The sequence below is a fragment of the Mycobacterium sherrisii genome (assembly GCF_002102355.1).
Classification (GTDB): domain Bacteria; phylum Actinomycetota; class Actinomycetes; order Mycobacteriales; family Mycobacteriaceae; genus Mycobacterium; species Mycobacterium sherrisii.
Genome location: NZ_LQPT01000069.1, coordinates 1 through 21225, shown reverse-complemented (window position 1 = coordinate 21225; position 21225 = coordinate 1). Strand labels below are relative to the sequence as shown.

General features: G+C 65.7%; 16 protein-coding genes. 14 read left to right on the top strand and 2 right to left on the bottom strand.

What is annotated here, in order from left to right:
- The first annotated feature begins 160 nt into the window (after positions 1–160).
- The 8 genes from AWC25_RS10735 (at position 161) to AWC25_RS10700 (ending at position 14149) form a co-directional block, all read left to right on the top strand.
- Positions 161–1171, top strand: a complete 1011-nt coding sequence (locus tag AWC25_RS10735; protein WP_061558310.1) for an ABC transporter ATP-binding protein — start codon at positions 161–163, stop codon at positions 1169–1171.
- Positions 1172–1635: 464 nt separating this feature from the next.
- Entirely contained in the window at positions 1636–5121 is a 3486-nt protein-coding gene (gene rpoB, locus AWC25_RS10730; RefSeq protein WP_276048502.1) for a DNA-directed RNA polymerase subunit beta, read from the top strand.
- Between the two features lie 50 nt (positions 5122–5171).
- Entirely contained in the window at positions 5172–9122 is a 3951-nt protein-coding gene (locus tag AWC25_RS10725) for a DNA-directed RNA polymerase subunit beta' (protein WP_085166756.1), read from the top strand.
- Between the two features lie 162 nt (positions 9123–9284).
- Positions 9285–10043: a deoxyribonuclease IV gene (locus tag AWC25_RS10720; RefSeq protein ID WP_069399660.1), complete on the top strand. Its 759-nt coding sequence runs from the start codon at positions 9285–9287 to the stop codon at positions 10041–10043.
- Between the two features lie 53 nt (positions 10044–10096).
- Positions 10097–11725 carry an acyl-CoA dehydrogenase family protein gene (locus AWC25_RS10715; protein ID WP_069399659.1) on the top strand — a complete coding sequence of 543 codons (1629 nt, stop codon included), beginning with the start codon at positions 10097–10099 and terminating at the stop codon, positions 11723–11725.
- Positions 11722–12660 (top strand): crotonase/enoyl-CoA hydratase family protein, encoded by a 939-nt coding sequence (locus AWC25_RS10710; RefSeq protein WP_069399562.1) that lies wholly within the window; start codon positions 11722–11724, stop codon positions 12658–12660. The genes AWC25_RS10715 and AWC25_RS10710 overlap by 4 nt, the downstream gene beginning before the upstream one ends.
- Positions 12661–12662: 2 nt before the next feature.
- Positions 12663–13385 carry a PaaX family transcriptional regulator C-terminal domain-containing protein gene (locus AWC25_RS10705; RefSeq protein ID WP_069399561.1) on the top strand — a complete coding sequence of 241 codons (723 nt, stop codon included), beginning with the start codon at positions 12663–12665 and terminating at the stop codon, positions 13383–13385.
- The gene (locus AWC25_RS10700) at positions 13382–14149 is read left to right on the top strand and encodes a crotonase/enoyl-CoA hydratase family protein (RefSeq protein WP_069399560.1); all 768 of its coding nucleotides are present in this window, start codon (positions 13382–13384) and stop codon (positions 14147–14149) included. Before AWC25_RS10705 ends, AWC25_RS10700 begins: the two co-directional genes overlap by 4 nt.
- Here the strand turns inward: AWC25_RS10700 and AWC25_RS10695 are convergent, their stop codons facing one another.
- Together AWC25_RS10695 and AWC25_RS10690 are read right to left on the bottom strand one after the other, a co-directional pair.
- A complete protein-coding gene (locus AWC25_RS10695; protein WP_069399559.1) occupies positions 14150–14635 on the bottom strand; it encodes a DUF3060 domain-containing protein in 486 nt (161 codons plus the stop codon).
- 29 nt (positions 14636–14664) lie between these two features.
- On the bottom strand, positions 14665–15039 hold the full coding sequence (locus AWC25_RS10690) for a DUF3060 domain-containing protein (RefSeq protein WP_069399558.1): 375 nt from the start codon (positions 15037–15039) through the stop codon (positions 14665–14667).
- 196 nt (positions 15040–15235) lie between these two features.
- Here AWC25_RS10690 and AWC25_RS10685 point away from each other — a divergent pair, with 196 nt between their 5' ends.
- From AWC25_RS10685 to AWC25_RS10660, 6 genes are all read left to right on the top strand, one after another.
- Positions 15236–15874 carry a TetR/AcrR family transcriptional regulator gene (locus AWC25_RS10685; RefSeq protein ID WP_069399658.1) on the top strand — a complete coding sequence of 213 codons (639 nt, stop codon included), beginning with the start codon at positions 15236–15238 and terminating at the stop codon, positions 15872–15874.
- Positions 15875–16187: 313 nt separating this feature from the next.
- The gene (rpsL, locus tag AWC25_RS10680; protein ID WP_007767794.1) at positions 16188–16562 is read left to right on the top strand and encodes a 30S ribosomal protein S12; all 375 of its coding nucleotides are present in this window, start codon (positions 16188–16190) and stop codon (positions 16560–16562) included.
- A complete protein-coding gene (gene rpsG, locus AWC25_RS10675) occupies positions 16562–17032 on the top strand; it encodes a 30S ribosomal protein S7 (RefSeq protein WP_044509806.1) in 471 nt (156 codons plus the stop codon). The genes rpsL and rpsG overlap by 1 nt, the downstream gene beginning before the upstream one ends.
- Before the next feature lie 73 nt (positions 17033–17105).
- Entirely contained in the window at positions 17106–19211 is a 2106-nt protein-coding gene (gene fusA / locus AWC25_RS10670; RefSeq protein ID WP_084229215.1) for an elongation factor G, read from the top strand.
- A 145-nt stretch (positions 19212–19356) separates the two neighbouring features.
- The gene (gene tuf, locus AWC25_RS10665; RefSeq protein WP_069399557.1) at positions 19357–20547 is read left to right on the top strand and encodes an elongation factor Tu; all 1191 of its coding nucleotides are present in this window, start codon (positions 19357–19359) and stop codon (positions 20545–20547) included.
- A 190-nt stretch (positions 20548–20737) separates the two neighbouring features.
- On the top strand, positions 20738–21225 hold a 488-nt coding region (locus AWC25_RS10660), incomplete at its 3' end, for a PE family protein (RefSeq protein ID WP_142278787.1).

The window sequence follows — 21225 nt, the reverse complement described above, 5'->3', positions numbered from 1 at the left end:
TGTGATGACCGTTAGCCTGCCAGCAAGGGTGGGGTCTCGAGTCTGCTAATTTTTCGCTCCGGTGCTGCACAACCACTGCTGTGCGGGTTAGAGGTTGCGCTACAGTGACTCAAGCCACACAAAGGGGCAGGTGGCAGCAGGTGTCGACGGAAGGATTCCTATGGGCGTCGCTATCGAGGTCAGCGGTCTGACCAAGTCCTTCGGATCCTCGAGGATTTGGGAAGACGTGACCCTGGATATCCCCGCCGGGGAGGTCAGCGTTTTGCTGGGTCCGTCGGGTACCGGTAAGTCGGTGTTTTTGAAATCCCTTATCGGCCTCCTTCGTCCGGAACGTGGCTCGATTGTCATCGACGGCACCGACATCATCGAATGCTCGGCCAAGGAGCTCTACGAGATTCGGACTCTGTTCGGCGTGCTATTCCAAGACGGTGCGCTGTTCGGGTCGATGAACCTCTACGACAACACCGCCTTCCCGCTACGCGAGCACACCAAAAAGAAGGAAAGCGAAATCCGTGACATCGTCATGGAGAAGCTGGAGATGGTGGGTCTGGGCGGAGACGAGAAGAAGTTCCCCGGTGAAATCTCCGGAGGTATGCGCAAGCGCGCCGGCCTGGCCCGCGCCCTGGTGCTGGACCCGCAGATCATCCTGTGCGACGAGCCCGACTCCGGTCTGGACCCCGTCCGTACCGCCTACCTGAGCCAGCTGATTCTGGACATCAACGCCCAGATCGACGCGACCATCCTGATCGTCACGCACAACATCAACATCGCCCGCACCGTGCCGGACAACATCGGCATGTTGTTCCGCAAGCACCTGGTCATGTTCGGCCCCCGCGAGGTCCTGCTGACCAGCGACGAGCCGGTGGTGCGTCAGTTCCTCAACGGCCGGCGCATCGGACCGATCGGCATGTCCGAGGAGAAAGACGAGGCGACCATGGCCGAAGAGCAGGCACTGCTCGACCAGGGTCACCACGCCGGCGGCACCGAAGAGATCGAGGGCGTGCCACCGCAGATCACGGCGACACCGGGCATGCCCGAACGCAAGGGCGTGGCCCGCCGCCAAGCCCGCGTGCGCGAGATGCTGCACACCCTGCCCAAGAAGGCACAAGCGGCAATCCTCGACGACCTCGAGGGCACCCACCGGTACCAGGCGCACGAGTTCGGCGACTAGTACCAGGCTCCACCATCCAATCGATCCGCCCGCAGCCCCGGCGGCCGGCTCGGGTTCTCGCCGCGCGCGCCGGGAACCGCCAGGAATCTGGGGGCACAAGATTTCCTCACAACTTGCGGTGCGTTCCTCTTGACGACAAGGGCGCGGACAGGTCAATCTGTTGGGCAGCATGTACCCACGGGAGACTCGAGACGCCTGCCAGCGCCGGTACCCGCCGAATGGGTAGTTGAGGAATGCGCGCGCCTGCGCTATTGTTGGACGTTGCGCTGGCTACTTCCTGCCCACCCTCACCCGCCACTTGACACCGTGGTCCTTAGCCTGAGCCCCTTCCTGCAGCTCAGCTATTTAGTTGCGCGCGTGAGGTTCGGGTAGATCGTTCGCCGGCATAACCGACACAATTCGCGGCGAACAGGTCCGGTGGCCCCGGTTCTCGTGAGTCGCACGAGGTGCTGGAAGGATGCATCTTGGCAGATTCTCGCCAGAGCAAGACGGATTCCTCTAGTTCTAACAACTCCGTGCCCGGAGCACCTGACCGAGTTTCTTTCGCCAAGCTCCGCGAACCGCTCGAGGTTCCGGGGCTTCTCGACGTGCAGACCGACTCCTTTGAGTGGTTGATCGGCTCGCCGCGTTGGCGCGAGATCGCCGCCGCTCGCGGCGAGCCCAACCCGGTTGGTGGTCTCGAAGAGGTGCTGTACGAACTGTCGCCCATCGAGGACTTCTCCGGCTCGATGTCGCTGTCGTTCTCCGACCCCCGCTTCGACGAGGTCAAGGCGCCGGTGGACGAGTGCAAAGACAAGGACATGACGTACGCGGCCCCGCTGTTCGTCACGGCTGAGTTCATCAACAACAACACCGGTGAGATCAAGAGCCAGACGGTCTTCATGGGTGACTTCCCGATGATGACCGAAAAGGGCACGTTCATCATCAACGGGACCGAGCGCGTCGTGGTCAGCCAGCTGGTCCGCTCGCCGGGGGTGTACTTCGACGAGACGATCGACAAGTCGACCGAGAAGCTGCTGCACAGCGTCAAGGTGATCCCGAGTCGCGGGGCGTGGCTGGAGTTCGACGTCGACAAGCGCGACACCGTCGGGGTGCGCATCGACCGCAAGCGGCGTCAGCCGGTTACGGTGCTGCTCAAGGCGCTGGGCTGGACCAACGAGCAGATTACCGAGCGGTTCGGCTTCTCCGAGATCATGATGTCGACGCTGGAGAAGGACAACACCGCCGGCACCGACGAGGCGTTGCTGGACATCTACCGCAAGCTGCGTCCGGGCGAGCCGCCGACCAAGGAGTCCGCGCAGACCCTGCTGGAGAACCTGTTCTTCAAGGAGAAGCGTTACGACCTGGCCCGCGTCGGCCGTTACAAGGTCAACAAGAAGCTGGGCCTGCACGCCGGCGAGCCGATCACGAGCTCGACGTTGACCGAAGAAGACGTCGTCGCCACCATCGAGTACCTGGTGCGCCTGCACGAGGGCCAGCCGACGATGACCGTCCCCGGCGGCGTCGAGGTGCCGGTGGAGACCGACGACATCGACCACTTCGGCAACCGTCGCCTGCGCACCGTGGGCGAGCTGATCCAGAACCAGATCCGGGTCGGCATGTCACGCATGGAGCGGGTCGTCCGCGAGCGGATGACCACTCAGGACGTCGAGGCCATCACACCGCAGACCCTGATCAACATCCGTCCGGTCGTGGCGGCGATCAAGGAGTTCTTCGGCACCAGCCAGCTGTCGCAGTTCATGGACCAGAACAACCCGCTGTCCGGGCTCACCCACAAACGCCGGCTGTCGGCGCTGGGACCGGGTGGTCTGTCCCGTGAGCGTGCCGGCCTCGAGGTCCGTGACGTGCACCCGTCGCACTACGGCCGGATGTGTCCGATCGAGACCCCGGAGGGTCCGAACATCGGCCTGATCGGGTCGCTGTCGGTGTACGCGCGGGTCAACCCGTTCGGGTTCATCGAGACGCCCTACCGCAAGGTTGTCGACGGGGTGGTCACCGACGAGATCGAGTACCTGACCGCCGACGAGGAGGACCGCCACGTCGTGGCACAGGCCAACTCGCCGATCGACGCGGACGGCCGCTTCGAAGAGTCGCGCGTGTTGGTTCGCCGCAAGGCGGGTGAGGTCGAGTACGTGCCGTCGTCCGAGGTGGACTACATGGACGTGTCGCCGCGCCAGATGGTGTCGGTCGCCACGGCGATGATTCCGTTCCTCGAGCACGACGACGCCAACCGCGCCCTGATGGGTGCCAACATGCAGCGCCAGGCGGTTCCACTGGTGCGCAGCGAGGCGCCGCTGGTGGGTACCGGCATGGAGTTGCGCGCCGCGATCGACGCCGGCGACGTCGTCGTCGCCGACAAGTCCGGGGTGATCGAGGAGGTGTCCGCCGACTACATCACCGTGATGGCCGACGACGGCACCCGCCACACCTACCGGATGCGCAAGTTCGCCCGGTCCAACCACGGCACCTGTGCCAACCAGTCGCCGATCGTCGATGCGGGCGACCGCGTCGAGGCCGGCCAGGTCATCGCCGACGGTCCCTGCACCCAAAACGGTGAGATGGCCCTGGGCAAGAACCTGCTGGTGGCGATCATGCCGTGGGAAGGCCACAACTACGAGGACGCGATCATCCTGTCCAACCGGCTGGTTGAAGAGGACGTGCTCACCTCGATTCACATCGAAGAGCACGAGATCGATGCCCGCGACACCAAGCTGGGCGCCGAGGAGATCACCCGGGACATCCCGAACGTCTCCGACGAGGTGCTCGCGGACCTGGACGAGCGGGGCATCGTGCGCATCGGCGCCGAGGTTCGCGACGGCGACATCCTGGTCGGCAAGGTCACCCCGAAGGGTGAGACCGAGCTGACCCCGGAGGAGCGGCTGCTGCGGGCGATCTTCGGTGAGAAGGCCCGCGAAGTCCGCGACACCTCGCTGAAGGTGCCACACGGCGAGTCCGGCAAGGTGATCGGCATCCGCGTGTTCTCCCGCGAGGACGACGACGAGCTGCCGGCCGGTGTCAACGAGCTGGTCCGCGTCTACGTGGCCCAGAAGCGCAAGATCTCCGATGGTGACAAGCTGGCCGGACGGCACGGCAACAAGGGCGTCATCGGCAAGATCCTGCCGGTCGAGGACATGCCGTTCATGCCGGACGGCACTCCCGTCGACATCATCCTGAACACCCACGGTGTGCCGCGACGGATGAACATCGGCCAGATCTTGGAAACCCACCTTGGGTGGGTCGCCAAGGCCGGCTGGAACATCGAGGGCACGCCCGACTGGGCGGCGAACCTGCCGGAGGACCTGCGGCACGCGCAGCCGGACCAGATCGTCTCGACCCCGGTGTTCGACGGCGCCAAGGAGGAGGAGCTGCAGGGTCTGCTGTCCTGCACGCTGCCCAACCGCGACGGCAACGTGATGGTGGACGCCGACGGCAAGGCAGTGCTGTTCGACGGCCGCAGTGGCGAACCGTTCCCGTACCCGGTGACCGTTGGCTACATGTACATCATGAAGCTGCACCACCTGGTGGACGACAAGATTCACGCGCGGTCCACCGGCCCGTACTCGATGATCACCCAGCAGCCGTTGGGTGGTAAGGCGCAGTTCGGTGGGCAGCGATTCGGTGAGATGGAGTGCTGGGCCATGCAGGCCTACGGCGCCGCGTACACGCTGCAGGAGCTGTTGACCATCAAGTCCGACGACACCGTCGGCCGGGTCAAGGTGTACGAGGCGATCGTCAAGGGCGAGAACATCCCCGAGCCGGGCATTCCCGAGTCGTTCAAGGTGCTGCTGAAGGAGCTGCAGTCGCTGTGCCTCAACGTCGAGGTGCTCTCTTCCGACGGCGCGGCGATCGAGCTGCGCGAAGGCGAAGACGAGGATCTTGAGCGGGCAGCGGCGAACCTGGGAATCAACTTGTCGCGCAACGAATCTGCGTCCGTCGAGGATCTTGCTTAGCGGACCTGGCATTACATCGTTACTAAACCCGCAAGGGGAAAGGGAGTTACGTGCTCGACGTCAACTTCTTCGATGAACTCCGTATCGGTTTGGCGACCGCGGAGGACATCAGGCAATGGTCTTACGGCGAGGTCAAGAAGCCGGAGACGATCAACTACCGCACGCTGAAGCCGGAGAAGGACGGCCTGTTCTGCGAGAAGATCTTCGGACCGACTCGCGACTGGGAGTGCTACTGCGGTAAGTACAAGCGCGTGCGCTTCAAGGGCATCATCTGCGAGCGGTGCGGCGTCGAGGTGACTCGCGCCAAGGTGCGTCGCGAGCGGATGGGCCACATCGAGCTGGCCGCACCGGTCACGCACATCTGGTACTTCAAGGGTGTGCCGAGCCGGCTGGGCTACCTGCTGGATCTGGCGCCGAAGGATCTCGAGAAGATCATCTACTTCGCGGCCTACGTGATCACCTCGGTCGACGAGGAGATGCGGCACAACGAGCTGTCCACGCTCGAGGCCGAAATGGTGGTGGAGCGCAAAGGTGTTGAGGACCGGCGCGACGCCGACCTGGAGGCCCGAGCCCAGAAGCTGGAGGCCGACCTGGCCGAGCTGGAGGCCGAGGGCGCGAAAGCCGATGCGCGACGCAAGGTTCGGGACAGCGGGGAGCGCGAGATGCGGCAGATCCGCGACCGCGCCCAGCGTGAGTTGGACCGGCTGGAGGACATCTGGACGACGTTCACCAAGCTGGCTCCCAAGCAGCTGATCGTCGACGAGAACCTTTACCGCGAGCTGGTGGACCGCTACGGCGAGTACTTCACCGGCGCCATGGGCGCGGAGTCGATTCAGAAGCTGATCGAGAACTTCGACATCGACGCCGAAGCCGAGATGCTGCGCGACGTCATCCGTAATGGCAAGGGGCAGAAGAAGCTTCGTGCTCTGAAGCGGCTGAAGGTGGTTGCGGCGTTCCAGCAGTCGGGCAACTCGCCGATGGGCATGGTGCTCGACGCGGTGCCGGTGATCCCGCCGGAGCTGCGCCCGATGGTGCAGCTCGACGGTGGCCGGTTCGCGACCAGCGACCTCAACGACCTGTACCGCCGCGTGATCAACCGCAACAACCGCCTCAAGAGGCTGATCGACCTCGGCGCGCCCGAGATCATCGTCAACAACGAGAAGCGGATGCTGCAGGAGTCGGTCGACGCGCTGTTCGACAACGGCCGCCGCGGCCGTCCGGTCACCGGGCCGGGTAACCGTCCGCTCAAGTCGCTCTCGGATCTGCTCAAGGGTAAGCAGGGTCGGTTCCGCCAGAACCTGCTCGGCAAGCGCGTCGACTACTCCGGTCGTTCGGTCATCGTGGTCGGTCCGCAGCTCAAGCTGCACCAGTGCGGTCTGCCCAAGCTGATGGCGCTGGAGCTGTTCAAGCCGTTCGTGATGAAGCGGCTGGTCGACCTGAACCACGCGCAGAACATCAAGAGCGCCAAGCGCATGGTCGAGCGTCAGCGTCCCCAGGTGTGGGATGTCCTCGAAGAGGTCATCGCCGAGCACCCGGTGCTGCTGAACCGCGCACCCACCCTGCACCGGTTGGGTATCCAGGCCTTCGAGCCAATGCTGGTGGAGGGCAAGGCCATTCAGCTGCACCCGTTGGTGTGTGAGGCGTTCAACGCCGACTTCGACGGCGACCAGATGGCGGTGCACCTGCCGCTGAGCGCCGAGGCGCAGGCCGAGGCTCGCATCCTGATGCTGTCGAGTAACAACATCCTGTCGCCCGCGTCCGGCCGGCCGTTGGCCATGCCGCGTCTGGACATGGTGACCGGTCTGTACTACCTGACCACCGAGGTGGCCGGCGCCGACGGCGAATATCAGCCGGCGGCCAAGGATCAGCCGGAGGTCGGGGTGTACTCTTCGCCGGCCGAGGCCATCATGGCGTCGGACCGCGGTGTGCTCTCGGTGCGGGCCAAGATCAAGGTCCGGTTGACGCAGCTGCGTCCGCCCGCCGAGATCGAGGCCGAGCTGTTCGGCCAAAACGGTTGGCAGGCAGGCGATGCCTGGATGGCCGAGACCACCCTGGGCCGGGTGCTGTTCAACGAGCTGCTGCCGCTGGGCTACCCGTTCGTGAACAAGCAGATGCACAAGAAGGTGCAGGCCGCCATCATCAACGATCTGGCCGAGCGCTACCCGATGATCGTCGTCGCGCAGACCGTGGACAAGCTCAAGGACGCCGGTTTCTACTGGGCGACCCGCAGCGGTGTCACGGTCTCGATGGCCGACGTGTTGGTGCCGCCCCGCAAGAAGGAGATCCTCGACCACTACGAGGACCGCGCCGACAAGGTCGAAAAGCAGTTCCAGCGTGGTGCTTTGAACCACGACGAGCGCAACGAGGCGCTGGTGGAGATCTGGAAGGAAGCGACCGACGAGGTCGGTAAGGCGCTGCGCGAGCACTACCCCAGCGACAACCCGATCATCACGATCGTCGATTCGGGCGCCACGGGTAACTTCACCCAGACCCGGACGCTGGCCGGCATGAAGGGTCTGGTGACCAACCCGAAGGGTGAGTTCATCCCGCGTCCGGTCAAGTCGTCGTTCCGCGAGGGCCTGACCGTGCTGGAGTACTTCATCAACACCCACGGTGCTCGAAAGGGCTTGGCAGACACCGCATTGCGTACCGCCGACTCCGGGTACCTGACCCGTCGTCTGGTGGACGTGAGCCAGGATGTCATCGTGCGCGAACACGACTGCCAGACCGAGCGCGGCATCATCGTCGAGCTGGCCGAGCGTCAGCCGGATGGCAGCCTGATCCGTGACCCGTACATCGAAACCTCGGCGTACGCACGGACTTTGGGTGCCGACGCGGTCGACGAGGCGGGCAACGTCGTCGTCGCTCGCGGTGAGGATCTGGGCGACCCGGAGATCGAGGCTCTGCTGGCCGCGGGTATCACGCAGGTCAAGGTGCGGTCGGTGCTGACCTGCACCACCGGTACCGGTGTGTGCGCGACCTGCTACGGGCGTTCGATGGCGACCGGCAAGCTGGTCGACATCGGCGAGGCCGTCGGCATCGTGGCCGCACAGTCCATCGGTGAGCCCGGCACGCAGCTGACCATGCGTACCTTCCACCAGGGTGGTGTCGGTGAGGACATCACCGGCGGTCTGCCGCGGGTGCAGGAGCTGTTCGAGGCTCGGGTGCCGCGCGGCAAGGCGCCGATCGCCGACGTCACCGGGCGGGTCCAGCTCGAGGACGGCGACCGCTTCTACAAGATCACCATCATTCCCGACGACGGCGGCGAGGAAGTCGTCTACGACAAGCTCTCCAAGCGGCAGCGGCTGCGTGTGTTCAAGCACGAAGACGGTTCCGAACGAGTGCTGTCCGACGGCGACCACGTCGAGGTGGGCCAGCAGCTGATGGAAGGCTCGGCCGACCCGCACGAGGTGCTGCGCGTGCAGGGCCCCCGCGAGGTGCAGATCCACTTGGTCCGCGAGGTCCAGGAGGTCTACCGCGCACAGGGTGTGTCCATCCACGACAAGCACATCGAGGTGATCGTTCGCCAGATGCTGCGCCGCGTCACCATCATCGACTCCGGCGCGACCGAGTTCCTGCCGGGTTCGCTGATCGACCGTGCGGAGTTCGAGGCGGAGAACCGTCGGGTGGTCGCCGAGGGCGGCGAGCCCGCGGCCGGCCGTCCGGTGCTGATGGGTATCACCAAGGCGAGCCTCGCCACGGACTCGTGGTTGAGTGCGGCGTCGTTCCAGGAGACCACGCGAGTGCTGACCGATGCGGCGATCAACTGCCGCAGCGACAAGCTCAACGGTCTCAAGGAGAACGTGATCATCGGAAAGCTGATCCCGGCCGGTACCGGCATCAACCGGTACCGCAACATCCAGGTGCAGCCGACCGAAGAGGCCCGGGCCGCGGCGTACACGATCCCGTCCTACGAGGATCAGTACTACAGCCCGGACTTCGGCCAGGCCACCGGTGCCGCGGTTCCGCTGGACGACTACGGCTACAGCGACTACCGGTAAACACACAACGAAAAAAGCCCCGGGTTGCCCGGGGCTTTTTTCGTGCGTGGCCCCTCACCCGTCGCCGAGCGTGAAGCTAACTTCACGTTCGCGCCCGAGCGTGAAGCCACCTTCACGCTCGGCGGGCGTCGGGCCGTCGCCACGCTCACTAGACTGGCCACCGTGCTTATCGGTTCGCACGTCCGCAATGACGACCCGCTGGCCGCCGCGCAAGCCGACGGCGCCGACGTCGTGCAGTTCTTCCTCAGCAACCCGCAGAGCTGGAAAAAGCCGAAACCCCGCCACGACGCCGAGGTGCTGAAGGCGTCGAGCATGCCGCTGTACGTCCACGCGCCGTACCTGATCAACGTCGCCTCGGCCAACAACCGCGTCCGTATTCCGTCGCGCAAGATCCTGCAGGACACCTGTGACGCCGCGGCGGAAATCAACGCGACGGCGGTGATCGTGCACGGCGGCCACGCCGACGACAACGACATGGAGGCCGGCTACCAGCGGTGGGTCAAGGCACTGGACTATCTGCAAACCGACGTCCCGGTCTACCTGGAGAACACCGCAGGCGGGGACCACGCTATGGCCCGCTATTTCGACACGATCGGCAGATTGTGGGATCACATCGGCGACAAGGGAATTGGCTTCTGCCTGGACACCTGTCATGCCTGGGCCGCCGGTGAGGCACTGGTCGACGCGGTCGACCGGATCAAGGCCCTGACCGGGCGCATCGACCTGGTGCACTGCAACGACTCGCGCGACGCCGCGGGGTCGGGCGCCGACCGGCACGCGAACTTCGGCACCGGGAAAATCGATCCCGAGTTGTTGGTCGCCACGGTCAAAGCCGCGGACGCGCCGGTGATCTGCGAGACCGCCGACGAGGGCCGCAAGGACGACATCGCCTTCCTGCGGGAGCGCACCAGCAGCGACTGAGAGGACGTATTACACCTCTTGTGCGACTGTTGAAAAAATGTAATATGGGTGGCATGTCAGACACCCATGTCGTCACCAACCAGGTCCCGCCGCTGGAGAACTACAACCCCGCGTCCTGCGCCGTGCTCACCGAGGCGCTGATCCGCGAGGGCGGACAGTGGGGGCTCGACGAGGTCAATCAGGTTGGCGCGCTGGCGGGCACCCACGAGGCGCAGCGGTGGGGCGAGCTGGCCGACCGGCACCGGCCCGTTCTGCACACCCACGACAAGTACGGGTACCGCGTCGACGAGGTGGAATACGACCCGGCCTACCACGAACTGATGCGTGCGGCGATTGCTCACGGCCTGCACGCCGCCCCCTGGGCCGACGACCGGCCCGGCGCCCATGTGGTGCGCGCCGCCAAGATGTCGGTCTGGAACATCGAACCGGGCCACACCTGCCCCATTTCCATGACCTACGCCGTGGTCCCGGCGCTGCGTTATAACCCCGACCTGGCGGCCGTGTACGAGCCGCTGCTCACCAGCCGAAAGTACGACCCGGAGCTCAAGCTGGCGACCACGAAAGCCGGCATCACCGCCGGCATGTCGATGACCGAGAAGCAGGGCGGTTCCGACGTGCGCGCCGGCACCACCCAGGCCACCCCTAATGCGGACGGCAGCTACAGCCTGACCGGTCACAAGTGGTTCACCTCGGCGCCGATGTGCGACATCTTCCTGGTGCTTGCGCAGGCCCCGGGCGGGCTGTCGTGCTTCATGCTGCCGCGAGTTCTGCCCGACGGCAGCCGCAACCGAATGTTCTTGCAGCGACTCAAGGACAAGCTCGGCAACCACGCCAACGCGTCGAGCGAGGTGGAGTACGACGGTGCCATCGCCTGGCTGGTGGGGGAGGAGGGCCGCGGCGTGCCGACCATCATTGAGATGGTCAACCTCACCCGGCTGGACTGCACCCTGGGCAGCGCCACCAGCATGCGCACCGGCCTGACCCGTGCGATCCATCACGCCCAGCACCGGAAGGCCTTCGGCGCCTATCTGATTGACCAGCCGCTGATGCGCAACGTGCTGGCGGACCTGGCCGTCGAGGCCGAGGCCGCGACCATCGTCGCGATACGGATGGCCGGTGCCACCGACAAAGCGCTGCGCGGCGACCAAACCGAAACCCTGCTGCGCCGCATCGGCCTGGCGGCCAGCAAGTACTGGGTCTGCAAGCGTGCCACCCCGCACGCCGCCGAGGCGCTGGAATGCCTGGGCGGCAACGGCTATGTCGAGGACTCCGGCATGCCACGGCTGTTCCGCGAGGCCCCGCTGATGGGCATCTGGGAAGGCTCCGGCAACGTCAGCGCGCTGGATACCTTGCGCGCCATGGCAACTCGTCCGGAATGCATCGAGGTGCTGTTTGCCGAACTCGACGAGAGCACCGCAGCGGACCCGCGGCTGGGTCGTCACGTCGGCCAGTTGCGCCAAGACCTGAGCGACCTGGACACCATCCAATACCGGGCCCGCAAGGTCGCCGAGGACATCTGCCTGGCGTTGCAGGGTTCGCTGCTGGTCCGCCATGGCCACCCCGCGGTCGCGGAGGCCTTCCTGGCCACCAGGCTGGGCGGTCAATGGGGCGGTGCCTTCGGCACCATGCCGACCGGACTGGATCTGGCGCCGATCCTGGAGCGTGCTCTAGTTAAGGGATGACCTACTCAATCAGGCCGGTCGACTTCGACAACCTCAAGACGATGACCTACGAGGTCACCGGCCGGGTTGCACGGATCACCTTCAACCGGCCGGAGAAGGGCAACGCGATCGTCGCGGACACTCCGCTGGAGCTCTCCGCACTCGTGGAGCGGGCCGACCTCGATCCCGGCGTGCACGTCATCCTGGTTTCCGGTCGTGGCGAAGGGTTTTGCGCCGGCTTCGATCTGTCCGCCTACGCCGACGGCACCGGCTCGGCGGGTGGAACCGGCGCCTACGCCGGCACCGTGCTGGACGGGAAAACCCAGGCGGTCAACCATCTGCCGAACCAGCCGTGGGATCCGATGATCGACTACCAGATGATGAGCCGTTTCGTACGTGGGTTTTCTAGCCTGATGCACGCGGACAAGCCCACGGTGGTCAAGATCCACGGATACTGCGTCGCCGGGGGCACCGACATCGCGTTGCATGCCGACCAGGTGATAGCCGCCGCCGACGCCAAGATCGGTTACCCGCCCACCCGGGTGTGGGGTGTCCCGGCCGCCGGCCTGTGGGCGCATCGGCTCGGCGACCAGCGCGCCAAACGCCTGCTGTTCACCGGTGACTCCATCACCGGCGCACAGGCCGCCGAATGGGGCCTGGCCGTCGAGGCGCCCGATCCCGAGGATCTCGACGAGCGCACCGAACGGCTGGTGGAGCGGATTGCCGCGGTGCCGGTCAACCAGCTGATCATGGTGAAGCTCGCGCTGAATTCCGCTCTGCTGCAACAGGGTGTGGCCAGCAGCCGGATGGTCAGCACGGTGTTCGACGGTATCGCCCGGCATACGCCGGAGGGGCACGACTTCGTCGCCGACTCGGTCGAACACGGCTTCCGCGAGGCGGTGCGCCACCGCGACGAGCCGTTCGGCGATTACGGCCGACGTGCCTCCGGGGTGTAGCCATGGCCAACCTAACGGCACGCTCGGTGGTGCTCAGCGTCCTGCTGGGCGCGCACCCGGCATGGGCGACCGCGAGTGACTTGATCAGGCTGACGGCCGATTTCGGCATCAAGGAGAGCACGCTGCGGGTTGCGCTGACCCGCATGGTCGGTGCCGGTGACCTGATCCGCTCGGCCGACGGCTACCGCCTCTCCGATCGGCTGCTGGCGCGTCAGCGCCGCCAGGACGAGGCGATGCGGCCCCGGACGCGGCCGTGGCGCGGGGACTGGCACGTCGTGATCGTCACCAGCGTGGGCACCGACGCCCGAACCCGCGCCGCACAGCGAAACAGTATGCACCGCAAGCGTTTCGGAGAACTACGCGAGGGCGTGTGGATGCGGCCCGACAACCTCGATCTCGACCTCGAACCCGACGTCGCCGACCGGGTCCGGGTGCTCAGCGCGCGCGACGCCGCCCCCGAGCAGCTCGCCGCCCAGCTATGGGACCTGCCCGGCTGGGCGGCGGACGGTCGCCGGCTGCTGGACGAGATGGCCGACACCACCGACGTTCCGGGGCGTTTCGTGGTGGCCGCCGCGATCGTGCGTCACCTGCTGACCGATCCGATGCTGCCGGCCGAACTGCTGCCCGACGACTGGCCGGGCGCGCCACTGCGCGCCGTCTACCACGACTTCGCGACCGAACTGCTCGAGCGACGCGACACAACTCAACTCCTGGAGGCAACATGAGTGATGCGGTGCGGGTAGAGCGCGATGGCCCGGTGACGACGGTGATCCTGAACCGGCCCGAGGCGCGCAACGCGGTCAACGGGCCGACCGCGATCGCGCTGTACGCGGCCTTCGCGGAGTTCGAGCGCGACGATTCCGCGTCGGTGGCGGTGCTGTGGGGCGAGGGCGGAACCTTCTGCGCGGGAGCAGATTTGAAGGCCTTCGGCACGCCGCAGGCTAACGCGGTGCACCGGACCGGGCCGGGTCCGATGGGACCGTCGCGGATGGTGTTGTCCAAGCCGGTGATCGCCGCGGTGAGCGGTTACGCCGTCGCGGGCGGTCTGGAGTTGGCCATCTGGTGCGACCTACGGGTGGCCGAGGAGGACGCCGTATTTGGCGTGTTCTGCCGACGCTGGGGGGTGCCGCTGATCGACGGTGGCACCGTGCGGCTGCCACGGCTGATCGGTCAGAGCAGGGCGTTGGACCTGATCCTCACCGGCCGGGCGGTCAAGGCCGACGAAGCCCTGGCCATGGGATTGGCCAATCGGGTTGTCCCGAAAGGGCAAGCGCGACAAGCGGCCGAACAGCTGGCCGCCGAGCTGGCCGCGCTTCCACAGCAGTGTCTGCGGGCTGATCGGCTGTCGGCGCTGCATCAGTGGGGATTGCCCGAGTCCGCGGCGATCGATCAAGAGTTCGCCAGCATCGCCAAGGTCGCGGCGGAAGCCAACGAGGGTGCCGGGCGCTTCGCCGCCGGTGCCGGCCGGCATGGCGCGTCGGCGACGTAGTCAGCTGCCCTTGCTGATGGTGTTGCCGGACCCGAGGTTGTCGACCTTGGGATCGCCGTCCTTGTAGGTGATGGTGTTGTCCAGGCCCAGCACGCTGATCCGGGTGTCCACCTTGTCGATGGTGATCTTGTTGTTCGCCCCGCCGACGCTCACGGTCGCGCAGGTGCCGGTGACCGTCAGCGTGTTGTTGGAACCGGCCACGTTCAGCGACTTGCCGGCGGCGCAGTCGAGCGTGGCCGTGGTGCCCATCGAGCCGTAGTTCAGGGTGTTGCCGATTTCGACTGAGGCCGTGGTGGATTCGCTGCTCGGCCCGGTTGTCGTGACGGCAGCGCCGGTCGTCGTCGTGGTGGTGGAGCTGCTCGTCGTGCTGGGGCCGCCGGGCGGGTTGGCGGTCGAACTGCAGCCGGCCAGCACGGCGACCGCGAGAGCCGGCGCCAGGCCGAGGGCCGCAAGCCTGATCGAACGGTCGCTGACGTGGACGCGCATGTTCCCCTCCTCGGTGCGGCGGCTACAGGTCAGGCGGGTACCTGCTGCAGCCGGTTGGTCATTCCCAGTTCGCGACCGCGGTCCCAGAGGATCGGCGATCCGTTGTGAAAGAAGACGGTCTGGTCGTAGCCGTAGACGGTGATGTCGTGCGTAACCGAGTCGGCGATGACAGTGTTGCCCGACCCCATGACCGTCACCGCCCAGCAGTTGCCCAACGCGTTGACGGAATTGCGGGTGCCGTTGACGTACAGCGTCCCGTCGTTGCAGTCGATGGTTTGCTCGCTGCCCTCGCCGATGATGTGGGTATCGCCGTTCTTGGCCCGCGCGGTCGGGGGCGCGGCGATCGCGGCGATGATCGCGATGACACAGGTTGCGAGCGACCCGGCAGCGGTTCTCCAGTGCACCGCGAGGCCCCCTTCGCGTCTGCGGGTGTGTGCTGGACTGAGCCTACGTGTATTCGCCGGCGCGATGGCAAATAATTTGGCCCGGGGTAACCGCGGTCCACCGCGGCCGCTCCCGGATCCGTTGGCGTCCATCAGCGGCTCCGTCAACTAGAGTCATTAGTTGATTTCCCTCATCACCGCGTCGAAGGGCGTCGCCATGGCAGTCCACCCGGAACCACCGGCGGTGGGTGGGCGTCCGAGGGCGGGGAGGTCCCCATCCCGGCCGGCCAGGCTGAGCCGCGACGGCATCGTCGACGGAGCACTGACGTTCCTGGACCGCGAAGGCTGGGACTCGCTGACCATCAATGCGCTCGCCACGCAGCTGGGCACCAAGGGGCCCTCGCTCTACAATCACGTTGACAGCCTGGAAGACCTGCGTCGCGCCGTGCGGGTCCGCGTCATCGATGACATCATCACGATGCTCAACCGGGTCGGGGAGGGGCGCTCCCGCGACGACGCGGTGCTGGTCATGGCCGGCGCTTACCGCAGTTACGCGCACCACCATCCCGGGCGGTACTCGGCGTTCACCCGGATGCCGCTGGGCGGCGACGACCCCGAATACACCGCGGCCACCCGCGCCGCGGCCGCCCCGGTGATCGCGGTGCTGTCCTCCTACGGTCTCGACGGCGAGGAGGCCTTCTACGCCGCGCTCGAGTTCTGGTCCGCCTTACACGGGTTCGTCCTGCTGGAAATGACGGGCGTGATGGACGACATCGACACCGATGCGTTGTTCACCGATATGGTGTTGCGGCTGGCGACGGGGTTGGACCGGCGAAGTGCACAGGCCGGGCCGTAACGCGGATCGGCTCGGAAGAACGTCGGAAGAACGGTCGTACGGACGGGCGGTGTTCCGGCTGTTGGCGGGGTCCCAGACTCGCTTTGACCTGCCAGACCGGCGGCGGGTATTGTGGTAGCTCGTGCCTGGCGGCTTACGGCGCCTGACGTAAGGGAGTGAATGCCGGGCTAATTCGTATGTCCACCACGCATCGGATTTATCCGGTGCTGAGCGCGTGCGACACGCCCGGCCGCGGGGTACGTCAGGTTCTCCAAGGCCGGGGATAACTGCAGTACAGAGACTTAAGAAGACCCAGAACACAGAAAGCCGGTAGATGCCAACCATTCAGCAGCTGGTCCGCAAGGGTCGCCGCGACAAGGTCGCCAAGGTCAAGACCGCGGCCCTGAAGGGCAGCCCGCAGCGTCGTGGCGTGTGCACCCGCGTGTACACCACCACGCCGAAGAAGCCGAACTCGGCGCTTCGGAAGGTCGCGCGTGTGAAGCTGACGAGCCAGGTCGAGGTCACCGCCTACATCCCGGGCGAGGGCCACAACCTGCAGGAGCACTCGATGGTGTTGGTGCGCGGTGGTCGTGTGAAGGACCTGCCCGGTGTGCGGTACAAGATCATCCGCGGTTCGCTCGACACCCAGGGCGTCAAGAACCGCAAGCAGGCTCGCAGCCGTTACGGCGCCAAGAAGGAGAAGAGCTAATGCCGCGCAAGGGGCCCGCGCCGAAGCGCCCGCTGGTCAACGACCCGGTTTACGGATCGCAGCTGGTCACCCAGTTGGTGAACAAGGTGCTGCTGCAGGGGAAGAAATCGCTGGCCGAACGCATTGTTTATGGTGCGCTCGAACAGGCCCGCGACAAGACCGGCACCGATCCGGTGATCACGCTCAAGCGGGCATTGGACAACGTCAAACCAGCTCTAGAGGTTCGCAGCCGTCGCGTCGGCGGTGCGACCTACCAGGTGCCCGTCGAGGTGCGGCCGGACCGGTCCACCACGCTGGCGCTGCGTTGGCTGGTCAGTTTCTCACGGCAGCGCCGGGAGAAAACGATGATCGAGCGGCTGGCGAACGAGATCCTGGATGCCAGCAATGGCCTCGGGGCTTCCGTCAAGCGGCGGGAAGACACCCACAAGATGGCCGAGGCCAACCGCGCCTTTGCGCACTATCGCTGGTGAGAGCTCCGGCGCTGGTGCCGGACGCAAACTGACAGCGAACTAACTACGCAATCGAAAGAGTGGGAAGACTTCTGTGGCACAGAAGGACGTGCTGACCGACCTGACCAAGGTCCGCAACATCGGCATCATGGCGCACATCGACGCCGGTAAGACGACGACGACGGAGCGCATTCTCTACTACACCGGTATCAGCTACAAGATCGGTGAGGTGCACGACGGCGCCGCCACCATGGACTGGATGGAGCAGGAGCAGGAGCGGGGTATCACGATCACCTCGGCCGCGACCACCTGCTTCTGGAACGACAACCAGATCAACATCATCGACACCCCCGGGCACGTCGACTTCACCGTCGAGGTGGAGCGCAGCCTGCGCGTGCTCGACGGTGCCGTTGCCGTGTTCGACGGCAAGGAGGGTGTGGAGCCGCAGTCCGAGCAGGTGTGGCGGCAGGCCGACAAGTACGACGTCCCGCGCATCTGCTTCGTCAACAAGATGGACAAGATCGGCGCCGACTTCTACTTCTCGGTGAAGACGATGGAAGACCGGTTGGGCGCCAACGTCATCCCGATTCAGCTGCCCGTCGGCTCCGAGGGTGATTTCGAAGGCGTCGTCGACCTGGTCGAGATGAAGGCCAAGGTCTGGAGTGCCGAGGCCAAGCTCGGGGAGAAGTACGACGTGGTCGACATCCCCGCCGACCTGCAAGAGCGGGCCGAGGAGTACCGCACCAAGCTGCTCGAGGCCGTCGCCGAGACCGACGAGGCGTTGCTGGACAAGTACCTCGGCGGCGAAGAGCTCACGGTTGCCGAGATCAAGGCCGCCATCCGCAAGCTGACCATCAGCTCGGAGGCCTACCCGGTGCTGTGCGGCAGCGCGTTCAAGAACAAGGGCGTGCAGCCGATGCTGGACGCGGTCATCGACTATCTGCCCTCGCCGCTGGACGTGCCGCCGGCCGTCGGCCATGCGCCCGGCAAGGAGGACGTCGAGGTTGTCCGCAAGCCGTCGACCGACGAGCCGTTCTCGGCGCTGGCCTTCAAGGTGGCCACGCACCCGTTCTTCGGCAAGCTGACCTATGTCCGCGTCTACTCGGGCAAGGTCGACTCCGGCAGCCAGGTGATCAACGCCACCAAGGGCAAGAAGGAGCGGCTGGGCAAGCTGTTCCAGATGCACTCCAACAAGGAGAACCCGGTGGAGACGGCCTCGGCGGGTCACATCTACGCGGTGATCGGTCTGAAGGACACCACCACCGGTGACACCCTGAGCGACCCGAACGACCAGGTCGTGCTGGAGTCCATGACCTTCCCCGACCCGGTCATCGAGGTGGCCATCGAGCCCAAGACGAAGAGCGACCAGGAGAAGCTGTCGCTGTCGATCCAGAAGCTCGCCGAGGAAGACCCGACCTTCAAGGTGCACCTTGACTCCGAGACCGGCCAGACCGTGATTGGCGGGATGGGCGAGCTGCACCTGGACATCCTGGTGGACCGCATGCGTCGCGAGTTCAAGGTCGAGGCCAACGTCGGTAAGCCGCAGGTGGCGTACAAGGAGACCATCAAGCGGTCCGTGCAGAACGTCGAGTTCACCCACAAGAAGCAGACGGGTGGCTCGGGTCAGTTCGCGAAGGTGATCATCAACCTCGAGCCGTTCACCGGCGAGGACGGTGCAACCTATGAGTTCGAGAACAAGGTCACCGGTGGGCGCATCCCCCGGGAGTACATCCCGTCGGTGGACGCGGGCGCCCAGGACGCCATGCAGTACGGCGTGCTGGCCGGCTACCCGCTGGTGAACCTGAAGGTCACCTTGCTCGACGGTGCCTACCACGAGGTTGACTCCTCGGAAATGGCGTTCAAGATCGCAGGTTCACAGGTGCTGAAAAAGGCTGCGCAGCAAGCCCAGCCGGTGATCCTCGAGCCGATCATGGCGGTCGAAGTGACCACACCCGAGGACTACATGGGTGACGTGATCGGTGACCTGAACTCCCGCCGTGGCCAGATTCAGGCCATGGAGGAGCGGGCTGGTGCGCGCGTCGTTCGGGCGCACGTGCCGCTGTCGGAGATGTTCGGCTACGTCGGCGACCTTCGGTCCAAGACTCAAGGCCGGGCGAACTACTCCATGGTGTTCGACTCCTACGCCGAAGTCCCGGCGAACGTGTCGAAGGAGATCATTGCGAAGGCCACGGGCGAGTGAGCGGTCAACGCCGGCTCACCCGTACCGAGCCAAGCGGTGATCGGTAAAACGCCAGGGAGTAACCTGGCCCGGTCACTACCGCGGCACAGCTGAAAACATCAAAACTGCTTTTCACGAAGCACCAACACAGTCGGAGGACACAACAGTGGCGAAGGCGAAGTTTGAAAGGACCAAGCCCCACGTCAACATCGGGACCATTGGTCACGTTGACCACGGCAAGACCACACTGACCGCGGCGATCACCAAGGTTCTGCACGACAAGTACCCGGACCTGAACGAGTCGCGCGCGTTCGACCAGATCGACAACGCGCCCGAGGAGCGTCAGCGCGGTATCACGATCAACATCTCCCACGTGGAGTACCAGACCGAGAAGCGTCACTACGCACACGTCGACGCCCCGGGCCACGCCGACTACATCAAGAACATGATCACCGGCGCTGCCCAGATGGACGGTGCGATCCTGGTGGTCGCGGCCACCGACGGCCCGATGCCGCAGACGCGTGAGCACGTGCTGCTCGCCCGTCAGGTGGGCGTGCCCTACATCCTGGTCGCCCTCAACAAGGCCGACGCCGTCGACGACGAGGAACTGCTCGAGCTCGTCGAGCTGGAGGTCCGCGAGCTGCTGGCCGCCCAGGAGTTCGACGAGGAGGCGCCCGTGGTGCGGGTGTCGGCGCTCAAGGCTCTCGAGGGCGACGAGAAGTGGGTCAAGAGCGTCGAGGAATTGATGGACGCGGTTGACGAGTCGATCCCGGACCCGGTCCGCGAGACCGACAAGCCGTTCCTGATGCCGGTGGAGGACGTGTTCACGATCACCGGTCGTGGCACCGTCGTCACCGGTCGTGTCGAGCGTGGCATGATCAACGTCAACGAGGAAGTCGAGATCGTCGGCATCCGCCCGACCAGCACCAAGACCACGGTCACCGGTGTGGAGATGTTCCGCAAGCTGCTGGACCAGGGCCAGGCAGGCGACAACGTCGGTTTGCTGCTGCGCGGTATCAAGCGTGAGGACGTCGAGCGCGGCCAGGTTGTCACCAAGCCCGGCACCACCACCCCGCACACCGAGTTCGAGGGTCAGGTCTACATCCTGTCCAAGGACGAGGGCGGTCGGCACACGCCGTTCTTCAACAACTACCGTCCGCAGTTCTACTTCCGCACCACGGACGTGACCGGTGTCGTGACGCTGCCGGAAGGGACCGAAATGGTGATGCCCGGCGACAACACCAACATTTCGGTCAAGTTGATCCAGCCCGTCGCCATGGACGAGGGTCTGCGGTTCGCGATCCGTGAGGGTGGCCGCACCGTCGGCGCCGGCCGGGTCGTCAAGATCAACAAGTAGGGTCACCGGCTCGAGAGTCAACACAGGGCCCGGACCGCCGCTTCGGCAGTCCGGGTCTTGTGCATTCGGTGGCGGCGAAGCGACGTCGAAGCTGCATTCCTGATCTGCGAAATTCCGGTAAGATCTGCTTGTCCAGTCTGAAATTGACGGCCGGGGAAGTTGACCGTCGGGGCTTGGCCGGGAGGTTCGGATGTCGTACGTGAATGCGACGCCGGAGTATGTGGCGGCCGCGGCATCAGACCTGGCGAAAATCGGCACCGCGATCAACTACGCGAATTCCGCAGCGGCTGGTGTCACCCAAGTTGTCCAGGCCGCCGGTGCGGACGCGGTGTCGACGAGCATCGCGCAATTGTTCGGCGCGCATGCCCAGGTCTATCAGGCGATCAGCGCCCAGGCGGCGCTGTTCCACGAACAATTCGTGCAGCTGATGAGCGGTGGCGCGACGCAGTACGCCGACACCGAAGTGCTCAACGCCGCGCCCCTGCAGGCGGCCGCGCAACCCGTGCTGGGCGCGTCCCACACCGCGACTCACGCGTTGACCGCCCAGCAGCCGGTGATCGGCGCTGCGGCACAAGCGAGTTCACTGGCATCGGGGGTTCCGGCGGCGGCGGCCGCACCGGCGGCGGCCGCGGCGCCCGGCGGGGTGGCGGCCAGCGCGGCGCCCGCGGCGGGCGGGGG